Genomic DNA, 15,731 nt, shown 5'->3' on the forward strand with positions numbered 1-15,731 from the left:
GTGATGGTTTCAGACGGCGTCTTCGCCCCAAAAATCATAAAAATTGAACCATTGTAGCGGATTTTGTGCACATTCTTGCGCCAAAATGTCGGCAAAACGTTGCATTGCGTTTTTGACGGCAGCCTCGCGGTTGCCGCGTTTCCAGCTGGAAGTATCGGTAAAGCGGCGCAGTTTCAAATGATAGCGGCCGTTTTGTTTGACGCAAAACAGCGTGTTTACCTGCGTTTTTAAAAGCGAAGCCAATAGCCATGCGCCTTGCGGCATAGGGGCTGTGTGACCTAAGAAATTAATGTCGGCGGTTTTCTCGCCGCGTACAGGCACGCGGTCGGCCGCGATGGCAATCCATTCGCCGTTTTCGATACGGTGGTTTAATTCCATCATCAGGGTGGTGTCCAAATCTGTTACCTGAATCAGACGGATATGATCTGCGCCGGCTTTTTGCAATGCCTCGTTAAATGCCTGCGCGTGTTTGCTGTGCACCAATACATTGAGTCTGAAATTTTTATGGTGCGACACCAGTGCACGGCAAACTTCGGTATTGCCCAAGTGTGAGCAGGCAAAAATCTGGCCGCGTTCGTTGCGCTTGACTTGCGAATAGATGTCGTCCGGATCTTCAATTACCAAATCTTCATAACGGATTTTGCGTTGCCACACGGCAAAACGGTCGCAAACCGCTTCGCCAAATGCGATGAATTGTTTGAATACGCTGTGTTTCGGCAGGACGGTATGGGGAAAGGCCGTCTGAAGACGGGTTTGATAGCGCAGGATGTGACGGCGCGGTTTGGGCGCGGTTGCATAAAAATACAGCACCACAAACCAAATGCACGGCCTCATGAAAAAAGCCGGCAGATAGCGCACCATCAGTGTGGTCAGAGCGAGAAACAGGCGGCTGCCGCGTTCGGGTTGCGCCGCCCAATGGGTTTGTTTATTGTCGGTCATGGTTTGGGTGTGAATTAAGTTATAGAGGATTGCACATCATCGTTTAGTAGAGAATCCCAAAAATCTGTATCTAGCTTTTTAATGCTAAAAGTTTGTTCTGTTTGCATACCTAAATCATATTGGTATACATATTCTGCCAATTTCATTCCATCTATTAAAACAACTTTGGCATTGGGTAAAGTATTTGCATATTCAATTGCATCATTTGAATATTGGGCGGTGGTAATAAAAACGCCCTTGTCTGCATTTCTCCCCATTAATGAACCTACGAAACGTTGAATTTCTGGTCTACCAATAGTGGAATCTTTTTTATATCGTTTAGCTTGTATATAAATTCTCCCAAATCCCAATATATCTTCCTTAATTTCCCCGTCAATACCTCCATCTTTGCTATATTGAGTTACTGTCCCTGAATTTTCTACTGCACCACCGTATCCCATTTTTTGTAATAAATCGACTACTAATTTTTCGAAAACCTTGGGTGTTTTACTGATAATGGTGTCTATAATTTCAGTATATATTTCATGGCGTATGGTTTTGTATGATGCATATAATAGTTCTTGAGGGGTTTCCTCAATAGAGTTTTTTGATGACAAAGTGATCTGTAAAACAGGCTCAGATTTTATTTTTTTATTTCGTAAAGCCATTGTTTTATCGATATATTCATTAATCTCTTGATTGCTTTTGGAGAGAAATTGTCTTCCTAATGAATTAATGACATAGTACCCTCGTTTGGGACGATCTAGTAATTCACATAGAGTTAAATAACTTAATGTCCAGGAAATACGATCATTAAAAATAATGCCATTTCCAGATTCATATTCTTTCGTTATTTCTTCATCGCTTAGGGAGAAATATTTAGCTAATGGTGCGGTGAGTTCAGATTTTTTCCAAACTTTTCCATCAGATAGTTTTTCTAATATAGGTTTACGTAATTCTGAAAAATGTGGGATAGTCATCATAATTCTTTCTATAGATTAAATATTTTACACAATCGGTGTGTCAACATACCGAAAAACAGCCGTGTGTGCATTTTGCTGATGCGGACATTGTCGGCAAAGGCATCGAAATGGGACACGCCGTCGGCGGCGTATTGGACGGGCGTTTTAATCCAAACCGGTTTGACGTCGCGCCAGTAGAGGCGGATAAGAATTTCCGTATCGAAGTCCATGCGGTCACCTACGGTTTCTTCGCGGACGACGGATAGCGCGGGTGCAAGCGGATAGAGGCGGAAGCCGCACATGCCGTCTTTGATATCGCATGACCAAGTGTGCAGCATGTTCCAGAAATCGGTAATTTTGCGTCCGTACAGCCGCGCTTTGGGCGCGTCGTCGCCGTATTGCGGCCAGCCGCAGACGACGGCTTCGGGGTTTTGTTCTGCTGCTGCGAGGAGTTTGGGCGTGTCGCTCAAGCAGTGTTGACCGTCTGCATCAACCTGCAAGACGTGGGTATAGCCATGTTCTTGAGCGTATTCCAAGCCGGTTTTGACCGCTGCGCCTTTGCCGCCGTTGATGGGGCGGTAAAGGACATCAATGCCTTCTGAAACCAAAGTCTGCAATACAGGTTTGCATTCTTCGCGTGAACCGTCGTCCACAATTAAAACGTTTAAACCGAAGCCGCGCATGGTTTGGGCAACGTGGCTGATGGTGGTTGGGTGGTTGTAATGTGGAATGAGGGCCAGGGTTTTCATAAATATTTTTTAGACGACGTTAACACAATGCAGAGTATAGCAAATAAACATGCCATAGCGTTTGAAAAGGCCGTCTGAAACGGTGAGGACAAAATCGTTTGATTTCGTTTTTCACTGTTTCAGACGGCCTTTGCTATGCCTTTAATTCAGCATTGTACATGACCGACATCGAGGCATGAATCATGGAACTCGTTGAGCGTGCTGCGGTGGCCGATGCTGATGATGATGCTGTCGGGCAGTTTTTGTTTTAAGGCGCGGTAGAGCATGGCTTCGGTCGGTTCGTCCAAGGCGGCGGTGGCTTCGTCGAGCAGGATGACTTTGGGCTGCGAGAGCAGGGCGCGGACGAAGGCGACGCGTTGCAGTTCGCCCGGGGAGAGTTTATGCTGCCAGTCATCGGTTTTATCTAATTTATCGACCAGATAACCTAATCGGCAGGTATTCATGGCTTCGATCAGTTCGGGATGTTGTTTGTCGATGTCAGGGTAACAAATCGCATCGCGCAGGCTGCCTTGCGCTGTGTACGGGCGTTGCGGCAGGAAGAGGATGTCTTGATGCGGCGGATGGCTGACTTTACCGCTGCTGCCGAAAGGCCAAAGCCCTGCCAGCGTGCGTAGCAACGAAGTTTTGCCGCAACCGCTCGGGCCACGTATCAGCAGGGAATTGCCGCTTTTGAGGTTAATATTGATACCGTCTAATAAAACTTCGCCGTTGTGGCGGTATAGGGCGACGTTTTCTAAGATCAGGCCGTCTGAAACTTCGGTAAGCTCGGGTTGTTGTGCGGCGTGTTTTTCTTCCGTGCTCAGCAAAAAGCCGTACAGACGCTCCAATCGGGCGCGGTAGGCAGTGAATTTGTTGTAGAACATCCGGAAGAAAGACAGTGCGTTTTGCAGTCGTGCGAATGCTTGGACGGTCTGCTGGATGTCGCCGATTTTGATTTGTCCGGCAAACAGGCGCGGAGCTTGCAAAATAATGGGGAAGAGCTTGATGCCGTTGGTAAACATATCGTTAAAGCCGCTCAGGCAGACGCTTTGCCGTGCAATGCGCCAACGGTTGCGGATGATGGCTTTGAAGCGGTCGGCAAGCTGGTCGTGTTCGTGTTTTTCGCCGTTGTAAAACGCGACGCTTTCGGCATGGTCGCGCACGCGGACAAGGGAATAACGGTAGTCGCCGTTGAGTTTTTCGTTTTCATAATTAAAACGAATCAAAGGGTTGCCTATCCACATGGCGATAAAGGTCGCCAAAATTACAAACATATAGACAAACCAAACGATGCCGTGCGGAATATCGAAGCCGAACACGGTCAGGATGCCCGCCAAACCCCACAAAACAACGGCAAATTCCAGCGAGGTAACGACCGAATTGACCATGCCGCGCACAAATTCGATGGTTGAGGCGATGAATTCCTGCGCGTCCTGTTGGATACGCTGGTCGATATTGTCCGGCGCGTGGCGGCGCATTTGCAGGCGGTAGTAGTTTTTGTCGGTAAGCCAGCGCGAAGTCAAAACTTCATTGAGCCGCTCCGACCATTTAATCGCCAAGCCTTGATCAAGAAAGTCGTTGACGACGTTGTTAAACGCCCGTATCAACACCACGCCCGCATTCATCGCTGCAAACATCCAAAACGCGGAGGCATTCAAATCCTGCATCGAGTCGTAAAGCCCTTTGGACATAAAGGTGCTCAACACATTCAACCGCACTTCGGTCAGTAGCAGCGTAATCATCGCCGTAATCAGCAACAATACTTTAACTGCACTTTTCGGCGTCAGACACAGCCGCAGGATATAGCTGAACTCGCGCCCGAAGCGCGTGTTGCGTGCAAAAAACAGAATCACCGCCGAAGCTGCGGCGACCATCAACAAGGTCTGTACCAGCCAAGACGGTGAGGAATAAAGCTCGGTTTGCCATTTTTGCATGGATGTATTCTCTGAAAGGGTCGTAAAGGCCGTCTGAACGGACGGCAAATTTATTGAATTATGATCACTATGAAAATAGTTTTTCAAACTGTTGTATTTTTGTATTTACAAACAGTTCTTATTTGTTTTTGTGGAAAGTAGGAATCTTATCAAATATAATCGCAAAGCTAAATTACTTTGTAATTTTTTACCCGATATAAGAATTATTAATATTTCAATTCAGAAGGAATTTATGAACAGCAAATTAGCCCTGATGCCGCTTGTGGTTGCAAGCGCATTCGCCTACGCCGCCGATGAAGCCACCCCTGCTCCCGAAGCCCATGCAGAAGTGCAGGAAGTCAAAGTCCACGCCGACGCCAAACGCGTGAAGGCCGCACGCTCGTATTCTATTGCCAGCGACGGTGACTTACGCGATCGTGTGAACTTAGGACTGCTGGGCAAGGCAAATGCCTTTACAGCACCAATTACAGTCGTCAATTACGACGAAAAAGTATTGGAAAACAACGCATCCCGTACATTAGTAGATACAATCGCCAAGAACGATGCTTCGGTAATGCAGTTTGGTGGCGAAAGCAATACCCTGCAGGGGCTGTATGTTCGTGGTTTGCAATTAGATGCCAAACAGTTCAGTATCAATGGACTGCCCGGCCTATATTCTTACTGGCACACGCCGACTGCCAATGTGGCATCTGCCCAATTAATTAAAGGTGCATCCAGTTCAACCGTAGGTATGGATCCGGAAGGGGCGACAGGTTCTTCTGTCAACATTGAAACCAAAAAAGCATCCGATGAAGGAAACCGCAAAATTGGTTTGGGTTGGTTTAGTAATAACCGAGTACAAGGCTCATTCGACTTAGGCCAACGTTTCGGCGAAAACAAAGAATTAGGTGTGCGTTTAAGCGGGAAATACCGTAAAGGCGATACCCCGCGTAAAGGTTATGATGAAGATAATCAGGAGTTCGGCCTGAATGCTGATTACCGTGGAGAGAAGCTGCGTATTGCCTATGATGCCATGTATAACCACCGTAATACTGCCGGCGGCCGTGCACGTTTCCAAGATATGCAAAATTACAATTTTGCTATGCCTGCTGCTCCTAACGGTAAAATCAACCTAGCTCCAAGCTGGCATGAGCAGACCACCAAAACTGTTACCAATATGTTGACGTTTGAGTACGATACTGACTACAACATGCAGTTATCCGGTGGTATTGGGCATATGGAGTCGAAATATTACGGTGGTTTTATCCAATTGAGGATGGATGACCCCTCACTTAAGGGATGGCAGTTAGGAAATTATAGGGCGGGTGCTGCGTCTCCTTGGAACATTCAATCGCGCACGACCAGTGGTACATTAAAGGCGCGTGGAGAATTTGAAACCGGCCCGATCGTTCACAACTGGGCAGCTTCTTTGGACTATATTTCCCGCTCCCGCAATCATAAAAGCGGACCGGGTAATTATGGTGATGCTTTCAGAAGCAACATCTATGCTCCGGACTTTTCGGGCATTACACCGAAATTTCCAAGTGCAGAAAGACAAAGTGTCAATATCACACAGACAACACCAAGTATTGCCGTATCCGATACTTTGGGCTTTGTTGATAACACCATACGCCTGACTTTGGGTGGACGTTACCAGTGGGTGAAGGAAAATAACCATCTGACGAATCGAAAAGTCAGCAAAAGCCGTTTTGGTCCAATGCTGGCAGCTTCTTGGGTTCCTTCCCCTGATTTCGTCGTTTATGGAAATTTTATGGAAGATTTGGAACCGGGTGAGGTGGATGAAGAAACCGGACTTGTTTCTAAACCCCGCGTAAGTCAACAGGTTGAATTGGGTGTTCGCAAGAACTGGGGCGACATCGTTACCTCTGCCAATATCTACCAAATTACCCGTCCAGGTTACTGGCGCGGAAACACTAAGAGCGGTACTGATTTTGCAGCCTATCGAAAAGCAGGTTTGGCAGTTAGTGGCGAAGAACAGGGTAAAGAACGTTATCGCGGTTTGGAACTGAACGTCTATGCTAATCTGCTGAACAAAACATTGCGTCCCAGCATCGGGATGAGTTTTATTCGTTCTGACCTGATCGATTTCCCAACTTGGTCGGATAATCTGGTAAACGGACATCAGGTAACCAGTCCTAAATATATTGCCAAAGCAGGTTTGGAATGGGATACGCCGTTTGTCAAAGGGTTGACTCTGAATACCAACGTACAGTATTACGGTTCGTCCTATCAGAATGCATCCAATACCTATAAGTTACCGTCTTATACACTGGTTGATGCTGGTGCGCGCTACCGTACTAAAGTTGGTAAAGGCAATACCCTTACTATCGGTGGATCAGTGGAAAATCTATTCAATAAAAAATATTGGCAGATTCAGCGGGGACGTTTCGACCGTAGCTTCGCCGTTGTTGGTATGCCGCGTACTTATTGGCTGAAAGCGGAATTGGATTTCTAATCTGATTTCGGTTTGACCGTAATAGCAGGCCGTCTGAAAGGGAATGATAAAAAGCAAAAATTTGTTTTTTATCCCTTTTCAGACGGCCTGATTTGATTGCCTTATGTTTTTTGCTTGAAAAATCTTACATGTTTTTTATGGATTTCACGCGAAACAAGGTTAATATTCCATTTTCACAATACATTATTCGAGAAGACATATGAAAAAATCCATCAAACTGACCCTGTGCGCCCTCGCACTCTCACTTTCCGTGCAAGCGCAAGCGGTTACCCATGCGGTGATTGAAACCAATATGGGCAACATCCAACTGGAGTTGGATGAAGTCAAAGCGCCGAAAACCGTGGCAAACTTTGTCAATTACGCCAAAAAAGGTTTTTACGACAACACGATTTTCCACCGCGTTATCGACAATTTTATGATTCAAGGCGGCGGATTTACCGAGAAAATGGTTCAAAAATCCACCGATAAAGCCATCAACAACGAAGCAGACAACGGCTTGAAAAATAACGTTGGCACCATCGCCATGGCGCGCACCGGCGATCCAAATTCTGCAACCAGCCAGTTCTTTATCAATACGGCCGACAACGACTTTTTGAATTTCAAAAGCAAAACCCCTCAAGGCTACGGCTATGCCGTTTTCGGTAAAGTCACTTCCGGTATGGACGTTGTCCGTAAAATCAGCAAAGTGAAAACTGCGACACGCGGCTATCATCAAGACGTTCCAACCGAAGCCGTGATTATCCGTAAAGTCAGCATCAAATAATTTTGATTGCTTGAATCCAAACAACAGGCCGTCTGAAACATTCAGACGGCCTGAATTTATTTATTTGATAATAAGCGGCAATTTGGGCGATAATTCAGCATCTACCATTTAAGGAGTCGATTATGCAAACCCGCCTGCCTTTTTTCGGCGTTGTCCGCGTCAGCGGCGAAGACAGAGCTTCATTTCTTCATGGCCAATTATCCAACGATATTAATAATTTAGCTTCCGGTCAAGCATGTTATGCCACATACAATACGCCTAAAGGCCGTGTGTTGGCGAATATGTTGGTCGTCAATCGCGGAGAAGATTTACTGTTGATCATGGCTCAAGATTTGACCGAAGCCATCGTCAAACGTCTGAGAATGTTTGTCTTGCGTGCAAAAGTCGTCTTCGAGCTGATGCCTGATTTGGCAGTAAGCGGCGAGTTGGCAGACAATGCAGAACCTCATCCTGCTACCGAACCGCAACTGTCTTTCCCGGCCCAAATTCAAGAAAACGCCGTAGAAATTGCCTTGCCGCACACAGGCCGTCTGAAAATTTCAGCAGCCGAAAATGCAGTCGAATATCAAGCAGGAGCCGAAAACGTGTGGAACCTGCACGAAATCCGCAGCGGCTATCCGTGGATTTGCGCCGCAACCAAAGAAGCGGCCGTTGCCCAAATGCTCAACCAACACATCATCGGCGCCGTCCATTTCCGTAAAGGCTGCTACCCCGGCCAAGAAATCATCGCCCGCGCCCAATACCGAGGCCAAGTCAAACGCGGACTGGCCGTATTAAGCGGCGATTCTTTAGAAGCCGCCGGTATTGCCGTCAAAGTTGGTGAGGAAGAAGCAGGCGTCATCCTCAACACAGCACTGACTGAACAAGGCAGCCTAAGCCTTGCAGTTATCAAGTTTTCCGCAGCAGAAGCAGCATTAACCGATGCAGACGGTAATGCTTTGAAACAGGAAGAACTGTTTTTTACGGTTGAGAAAGATTGATTGTTAGATGATTGAATAAAAAGCTTAAATATCAGCTTGAAATGAAAATAGAAAGGCCGTCTGAAATTCAGACGGCCTTTGATATTGAGTTTTGTTGGTACATGACCCAAGCTGCGTTTGCTGCTGACTGGATTACGGCATGGTTTGGAATCATTCGGTAGCAACAAAAACCGCGTGCGTGCGTACCGCACACACCTGCACCTTAATCTTAAGGTTTGCGTCGCCCGCAGGTAGGGTGTGTGGCATAGCCACGCACGCGGTTGGTGGGAATGCAGGCTACGGTTTGCTACAAATCCGATGCCTCGCCAAACATTTCTTTTACCAAGGCTTTGGCTTTTTCCAAACCTTCGGGGGTGAGATAGGCGGATTCGGCTTTGCCCCAAGGCTGGCTGATTAAGCCTTGTTCGTGCAGGCTATTGAGCAGATCAAAATCGTAGCCTTTCCAAAAACGGCCGTTTTCAAATTCCAATGCGCCGATTAGGGCGAACAGCGCGTTTTCCATTTTTTGGTGGTTGTAGGGCATAGGGTTGGGGCTTTCTTGTTGGGTTGATAACGATACAGGCTACGGCTGCCTGAAAAAAGTAGGATTACCAAGCGGCCTCCCTCCCTTGTGTCTGAATTTAGAAGCCTACATGCATGTTTTTAAAAATCCATAGCATAGGCAGGCTAACGGGCAGGGTAACGATATCGACAGCAGCGGTGAACGGGGTAGCGAGTGCGCGGCCGACCGTCCCCCCTGATACGCTTGTACCGGTTTTGGTTACCGAGGTGTGGAGGGTTACAGGCAGCGGAGTTTCAAAACGGTAGTCGTAGTTCATGTCGCTCGGGCGGGCATAGAGCTGGCCGCACACCCGGATGGTACGGGCATAGCGGGACGCGCCCTTGCTGTCGGTAACCTGCCTGAATTGCAGCCGGCGCAGTTCGGTGCGTTCTTGGCGGCGCTCGGCGAGGGAAAGGCACGGGTTTTCTTGGTAAACTAAATCGAAATCCGTGCTGCAGAAACGTTGCTTTGATTCGTTGGTGGCCAGTCTGAATCCTTTCCGAGGCGGGGTGCTGCAGCATTTTTCGGCATCATTGGAGGGTGCGTACATTTGGAAGGGTTGGGACAACTTGACGTTTAAAATCGCGCCCAAATCCACTTCCCGGGCTGTTTCGCCGCTTTCAGCCCTAGGGTTGCTGCCTTTGGTCAGCACATAGATATAGCTCTCGCCCAACATTACGATACTGTTGGGCGGTAGTTTTTGGCTGTCGGGCTTGACGCGGGCAAAGCCGACAACGGAGTCGTTTTCGACGAGATTTAAGCTGTAAGAGTTGGAACCGCGTGAGTCGTGATTTTCCCACAGTGCATAAGTGGCGCAGCCGTTGAGCAACATCAGTGTGGCGGCGAGGAAGAGGGGTTTCAACAGGGATTTTGCAAACATGGCAGGCTCCTTTGATTGAGTTGATGAGTTTTAGTTTACGTAGTCTTTGCAAATATTAACATTTTCTTGAAGAAAAGGCTACCTGAAACAGGCAGTGATCGAAATGCTTGGTTTCAAGTAGTTTGTGGGAATCAATAGCATGATTTACGATTCAGTGTTTGATTGAAGGCCTGCTTGAGCAGTTGTTCGATATTGCCAAGAATGATGATAGGCACGGAAAATCCGCTTGATTCTTGATAATGGCGGATAGATGCTTAAAAAATCATTTAAGCCAACACAAAGGTCATCCATCGTAGAAAAAAATGTAAACAACAAGGCAATTTACTGCACAAAAAGGCTGCCTGAAAACCCACTTTCAGGCAGCCTGTACTTTCCTACATTACAGCTTCTCTTTAACCCAACCTTCCACGCTTCCTAGCATTTCAGGCAATTTGTCGGCATCTGTACCGCCGGCTTGCGCCAAGTCAGGACGGCCGCCGCCTTTGCCGCCGACTTGTTCGGCTGCAAATTTAACCAGATCACCTGCTTTGACTTTGGCAGTCAACGGTTTGGATACGCCTGCGCACAGGGAGACTTTGCCGTCGTTTACTGCCGCTAAAAGAATTACGGCGTTGTCGGATTTGCCGGTCAAGTCGGTCACGATTTCGCGCAGGGCGGCTGCGTCGGCTTCAATTTGGGCGGCGACGAGTTTGGCTGCGCCCAAGTCTTTTGCATTGTCCAAGAGTTTGGCGCCTGCATGGACGGCGAGTTCGGCTTTGGCGCGTGCCAATTCTTTTTCCAATGCTTTGGCGTGTGCTGCGCCTGCTTGGATTTTCGCCAGTACGTCTTTTTCAGTTTGGGCTTTGGTTTCGGCAATAATGTCTTTAACCAAACGCTCTTGATCTTGCGCCCATTTGAGTGCGTTCAGGCCGGTGATGGCTTCGATACGGCGCACGCCTGCGGCAATACCGCCTTCGCTAATGATTTTGAAGAGGCCGATGTCGCCGGTGCGTGAAACGTGTGTACCGCCGCACAATTCGGTAGAGAAACCGCCCATTTGCAGTACGCGTACTTCGTCGCCGTATTTTTCGCCGAAGAGCATCATGGCGCCGGTTTTTTGGGCATCTTCCATGCTCATAATGGCTGCATTGACGGCAACGTTGGCCAAGATGGCTTCGTTGACTCGGCGTTCGACTTCGGCGATTTCTTCGGCAGTTACCGCTTGAGGATGGGAAATGTCGAAACGGGTGGATTCGGCGGTAACCAAAGAGCCTTTTTGTTCAACGTGTTCGCCCAATACATCGCGCAGGGCTTTGTGCATCAAGTGGGTGGCGCTGTGGTTGCGCATATTGGCATTGCGGATTTCGTCATCCACTTTGGCGGTAACGCTGTCGCCGACTTTCAGACGGCCTGAGGTTTGTACGCCGAATTGGCCGAATACGGCCGCTTTGATTTTTTGGGTATCGTGTACTTCAAAGCGGTTTTCGCCTGCGAAGATATAGCCGACATCGCCGACTTGACCGCCGGATTCTGCATAGAACGGGGTGAAGTCGATAACGACGGCGCCTTCTTCGCCTTCGTTCAATTCGTTGACTTGCTCGCCGTCTTTGTAGAGGGCGAGAACTTTGGATTCGGTTTGGCGTTCGCTATAACCTTTAAACTCGGTGTCTTGACCTTCGTAAGGCAGTTGGGCATTGGCTTTGAAGCTTTGTGCGGCGCGTGCGCGTGTGCGTTGGGCTTCCATCTCACGCTCGAAGCCTGCTTCGTCCAGTTCGATGCCCAGTTCGCGCGCCATGTCGGCGGTTAGGTCGTAGGGGAAACCGTAGGTGTCGTAGAGTTTGAAGATGTGTTCGCCGCCGATAACGAGTTTGCTGTTGGCGATGTTGTCCATCAAGTAGGTATTCAAGGCTTCGGCAAACGGTTTTTTCGCGTCGGGAATATGGGCGGTTTCCAAAGCAGCCTGCAAATCGATATACATGCCTTCGTTCAGGCTGCCTGAAACTCGAGGACGGATAACGATTTGCTTTTTGCTCGGAGCAACACGGGAAGCGGCGGTAAATTCCACACCATCTGCGGTTTTCAATGTCAGAGGTTTGCCTACACCGTCTTGCGGCAACAAGCTTTCCAGTTTCAGGAATTTCATGCCGTTGAGCACTTGGTTGAACAAGCCCATGCCTTTTTCCAGCGTTTCGCCGAAGCGGCTTTCTTCCGCGCGCAAGGCTTCCATAATCTGTGTCTGTTTCTCTTTCAACTCAGGATACGCGGCGCCCATTTCTTTCACCAAATCGGGCACGAGTTTGTAGAAAAACGCCTGTTTCTGGCCTAGTTTGTAACCGTGGCGCACGGCGCGGCGGATGATGCGGCGCAATACGTAGCCGCGGCCTTCGTTGGAAGGCAAGACACCGTCTGCAATCAGGAAGGAGCAGGATCGGATGTGGTCGGCGATGACTTTCAGGCTGGGTTCTTCCATGCTGAAAGCTGAGCCGGTTTCGCGGGCAACGGCTTTGAGCAGGTCTTGGAACAAGTCGATTTCGTAGTTGCTGTGAACATGCTGCATGACGGCGGCCATGCGCTCCAAGCCCATGCCGGTATCGACGGAAGGCTTAGGCAGTGGATTCATATTGCCTTGTTCTTCGCGGTTGAACTGCATAAATACGCAGTTCCAAATTTCAATCCAGCGGTCGCCGTCTTCTTCAGGGCTGCCCGGAATGCCGCCCCAGATTTCTTCGCCGTGGTCGTAGAAAATTTCGGAGCAAGGGCCGCAAGGGCCGGTGTCGCCCATTTGCCAGAAGTTGTCGGATGCGTATTTCGCACCTTTGTTGTCGCCGATGCGGACGATGCGTTCGGCAGGCATACCGATTTCGTTCAACCAGATGTTGTAGGCTTCGTCGTCTTCTGCGTAAACGGTTGCCAAGAGTTTGTCTTTAGGGATGTTCAACCATTCAGGGGAAGTCAGGAATTCCCAAGCGAAGTGGATGGCATCGCGTTTGAAGTAGTCGCCGAAGGAGAAGTTGCCCATCATTTCAAAGAAGGTGTGGTGACGGGCGGTGTAGCCTACGTTTTCCAAGTCGTTGTGTTTGCCGCCTGCGCGTACGCATTTTTGCGCGGTAGTGGCGCGGTTGTAGGGGCGTTTGTCAAAGCCGAGGAATACGTCTTTAAATTGGTTCATGCCTGCGTTGGTAAACAGCAGGGTCGGGTCGTCGTGTGGCACGAGCGAGGAGGAGCGGACGATGGTGTGGCCTTTAGATTCAAAAAATTTCAGGAATTTTTGGCGTAGTTCGGTGGTTTTCATAATGTCTCGATAAATTTTTGTACAAAGATTTCAGACGGCCCGGACGGCGCGTTGAGATTAAAAACGAATGGGCGTTATCTTACCGCAAAACCATATTTCAAGCTATCGGCAGAAAGGTTTTAAGTTGGCGGCAAGCTGTCTTTCAGACGACCTTAAGCGGGGCGATATCTTTTAACAATGAAGCCTATCCGCTCGGGCTTGCCTGCTTTATAATGCCTCTCTATTTTCAACCGGATACGCAAGGAATGATAATGACCAAACATCTGCCCCTCATCGTACTGACTGTGCTTGCATTGGCCGGCTGCGGCGGCTCGGACAAAACTTCTGCCGACAAGGCGGCTCAAACCGATAATCAAAAGGTATTGAGCATTTACAACTGGTCGGAATATGTCGATCCCGAGACGGTTGCCGCGTTTGAGAAAAAACACGGTATCGCAGTAACTTACGATGTATATGACAGCGATGAAACACTGGAAAGCAAGGTATTGACCGGCAAGTCGGGTTACGACATCGTGGCTCCTTCCAATGCGTTTGTCGGTAGGCAGATTAAGGCAGGTGCGTATCAGAAAATCGACAAATCATTGATTCCCAACTATAAAAACTTGAATCCTCAGTTGATGAAGTTGATGGAAGGCGTTGATCCGAACCACGAATATGCCGTTCCGTTTTATTGGGGTACTAACACCTTCGCTATCAATACCGAGCGTGTGAAAAAGGCTTTGGGCACGGATCAGCTGCCGGACAATCAATGGGATTTGGTGTTTAACCCCGAATACACGTCCAAACTCAAGCAATGCGGCATCAGCTATTTGGACAGCGCGGCGGAGATTTATCCTATGGTGTTGAACTATATGGGTAAAAATCCAAACAGCAGCGAAACGGCTGATATTAAGGCGGCTACGGAGGTCTTGAAGAAAAACCGTCCGTACATCAAGCGTTTTACTTCGTCCGGTTTTATCGATGATTTGGCGCGCGGCGATACTTGCGTAACGATTGGCTTTGGCGGCGATTTGAACATTGCCAAACGTCGTGCCGAAGAAGCAGGCGGCAAGGAAAAAATCCGTGTGATGATGCCGAAAGAAGGCGTGGGGATTTGGGTGGATTCGTTTGTGATTCCGAAAGATGCGAAACATGTGGCCAATGCCCATGCGTATATCAATGATTTCTTAGATCCTGAAGTTGCGGCGAAAAACGGCAATTTTGTTACTTATGCGCCGTCCAGCAAACCGGCTCAAGAGCTGATGGATGAAGAGTTTAGAAACGACAATACGATTTTCCCGACCGATGAGGATTTGAAAAACAGCTTTATTATGGTGCCTATCCAACCGGCGGCATTGAAATTTATGGTCCGTCAATGGCAAAGCGTGAAAGCAGGAACCTAAGCTGATTTAAACGTATTAAGGCCGTCTGAATGGTGTAATCGAAATCCTTGATTTCGTTTTACGGCTGTTCAGACGGCCTTTGTTTTGTGTCAGATTGGCTTGGAAGATTTAAAAATAAAGGGCGTGTGTATCAATCACGCCCTTTGTGTTTGTTTCAGACGGCCTTAGAATTTCACGCCTTTATGCAAGGCAACAATGCCTGCGCTCATGTTGTGGTAATCCACGCTGTCGAAGCCTGCATCCAGCATCATTTGCTTCAAGGTTTCTTGGTCGGGGTGCATACGGATAGATTCGGCGAGGTATTGGTAGCTGTCGGCATCTTTGGCAATCAGTTTGCCCATAATCGGCAACAGTTTGAAAGAGTAGAGGTCGTACACGCCTTCCAAAGGTTTATACACTTTGGAGAATTCTAACACCAGCAGGGTGCCACCCGGTTTCAATACGCGGTACATTTCTTTCAGCGCGGCATCTTTGTGTGTCATGTTGCGCAGGCCGAATGCGACGGAAACCAGATTGAAATAGTTGTCGGGGAACGGCAATTTTTCAGCGTCTGCCAACGATACGGGCAGAATCATGCCTTCGTTGAGCAGGCGGTCGCGGCCGACCGTCAGCATGGAGGAGTTGATGTCTGTCAGCCAAACTTCGCCTTCTTTGCCTACACGTTTTGCCCAGCCTCGGGACAAATCGCCAGTACCGCCGGCGATATCCAATACTTTGTCGCCTTTTTTCAGGCGGGCGGTATTGATGGTGAAATGTTTCCAAACACGGTGCAGACCGCCGGACATTACGTCATTCATAATGTCGTAGTTTTTTGCCACGGAGTGGAAGACTTCTGCAACTTTGCCTGCTTTTTCGTCTTCGTCAACGGTAGAGAAGCCGAAATGGGTTTTGTGGTCGCTCATAGTGTCTGCCTTCTT

Annotated in this window: 12 protein-coding genes; 4 read left to right on the forward strand and 8 right to left on the reverse strand. The window is 48.5% G+C overall.

The features are described from left to right. Positions 1-9: 9 nt before the first annotated feature. The 4 genes from HMPREF3022_RS00945 to HMPREF3022_RS00960 form a co-directional block, all read right to left on the reverse strand. On the reverse strand, positions 10-939 hold the full coding sequence (locus tag HMPREF3022_RS00945; RefSeq protein WP_070764996.1) for an LpxL/LpxP family acyltransferase: 930 nt from the start codon (positions 937-939) through the stop codon (positions 10-12). Positions 940-953: 14 nt separating this feature from the next. Beyond that, positions 954-1,901 carry a restriction endonuclease gene (locus HMPREF3022_RS00950; RefSeq protein ID WP_283119024.1) on the reverse strand — a complete coding sequence of 316 codons (948 nt, stop codon included), beginning with the start codon at positions 1,899-1,901 and terminating at the stop codon, positions 954-956. 8 nt (positions 1,902-1,909) lie between these two features. Then, entirely contained in the window at positions 1,910-2,629 is a 720-nt protein-coding gene (locus HMPREF3022_RS00955; protein ID WP_070764998.1) for a glycosyltransferase family 2 protein, read from the reverse strand. Positions 2,630-2,775: 146 nt separating this feature from the next. Next, positions 2,776-4,542: an ABC transporter ATP-binding protein/permease gene (locus tag HMPREF3022_RS00960; RefSeq protein ID WP_070764999.1), complete on the reverse strand. Its 1,767-nt coding sequence runs from the start codon at positions 4,540-4,542 to the stop codon at positions 2,776-2,778. A 232-nt stretch (positions 4,543-4,774) separates the two neighbouring features. Between HMPREF3022_RS00960 and HMPREF3022_RS00965 the strand changes: the two genes are divergently transcribed. The 3 genes from HMPREF3022_RS00965 (at position 4,775) to HMPREF3022_RS00975 (ending at position 8,740) form a co-directional block, all read left to right on the forward strand. Continuing rightward, positions 4,775-6,997, forward strand: a complete 2,223-nt coding sequence (locus HMPREF3022_RS00965) for a TonB-dependent receptor (protein WP_070765000.1) — start codon at positions 4,775-4,777, stop codon at positions 6,995-6,997. Between the two features lie 199 nt (positions 6,998-7,196). Then, a complete protein-coding gene (locus tag HMPREF3022_RS00970; RefSeq protein ID WP_070629721.1) occupies positions 7,197-7,760 on the forward strand; it encodes a peptidylprolyl isomerase in 564 nt (187 codons plus the stop codon). Positions 7,761-7,882: 122 nt separating this feature from the next. Then, positions 7,883-8,740, forward strand: a complete 858-nt coding sequence (locus tag HMPREF3022_RS00975) for a CAF17-like 4Fe-4S cluster assembly/insertion protein YgfZ (protein ID WP_070765001.1) — start codon at positions 7,883-7,885, stop codon at positions 8,738-8,740. Positions 8,741-9,026: 286 nt separating this feature from the next. Here the strand turns inward: HMPREF3022_RS00975 and HMPREF3022_RS00980 are convergent, their stop codons facing one another. The 3 genes from HMPREF3022_RS00980 to alaS all read right to left on the reverse strand — a co-directional run bounded on the left by HMPREF3022_RS00980 (position 9,027) and on the right by alaS (position 13,432). Beyond that, the gene (locus HMPREF3022_RS00980) at positions 9,027-9,263 is read right to left on the reverse strand and encodes a DUF6429 family protein (protein WP_049332507.1); all 237 of its coding nucleotides are present in this window, start codon (positions 9,261-9,263) and stop codon (positions 9,027-9,029) included. A 97-nt stretch (positions 9,264-9,360) separates the two neighbouring features. Continuing rightward, positions 9,361-10,161: a YidX family protein gene (locus HMPREF3022_RS00985; protein WP_070765002.1), complete on the reverse strand. Its 801-nt coding sequence runs from the start codon at positions 10,159-10,161 to the stop codon at positions 9,361-9,363. 379 nt (positions 10,162-10,540) lie between these two features. Then, the gene (alaS, locus tag HMPREF3022_RS00990) at positions 10,541-13,432 is read right to left on the reverse strand and encodes an alanine--tRNA ligase (RefSeq protein WP_070765003.1); all 2,892 of its coding nucleotides are present in this window, start codon (positions 13,430-13,432) and stop codon (positions 10,541-10,543) included. Positions 13,433-13,683: 251 nt separating this feature from the next. Here alaS and HMPREF3022_RS00995 point away from each other — a divergent pair, with 251 nt between their 5' ends. Then, on the forward strand, positions 13,684-14,814 hold the full coding sequence (locus HMPREF3022_RS00995; RefSeq protein WP_049332512.1) for a polyamine ABC transporter substrate-binding protein: 1,131 nt from the start codon (positions 13,684-13,686) through the stop codon (positions 14,812-14,814). 164 nt (positions 14,815-14,978) lie between these two features. Here the strand turns inward: HMPREF3022_RS00995 and ubiE are convergent, their stop codons facing one another. Continuing rightward, complete coding sequence (gene ubiE, locus HMPREF3022_RS01000) at positions 14,979-15,716, reverse strand: bifunctional demethylmenaquinone methyltransferase/2-methoxy-6-polyprenyl-1,4-benzoquinol methylase UbiE (RefSeq protein WP_004519946.1); 738 nt, start codon at positions 15,714-15,716, stop codon at positions 14,979-14,981. Positions 15,717-15,731 lie beyond the last annotated feature (15 nt).

The sequence above is a fragment of the Neisseria sp. HMSC065C04 genome (assembly GCF_001815375.1).
Classification (GTDB): Bacteria; Pseudomonadota; Gammaproteobacteria; order Burkholderiales; family Neisseriaceae; genus Neisseria; species Neisseria flavescens_D.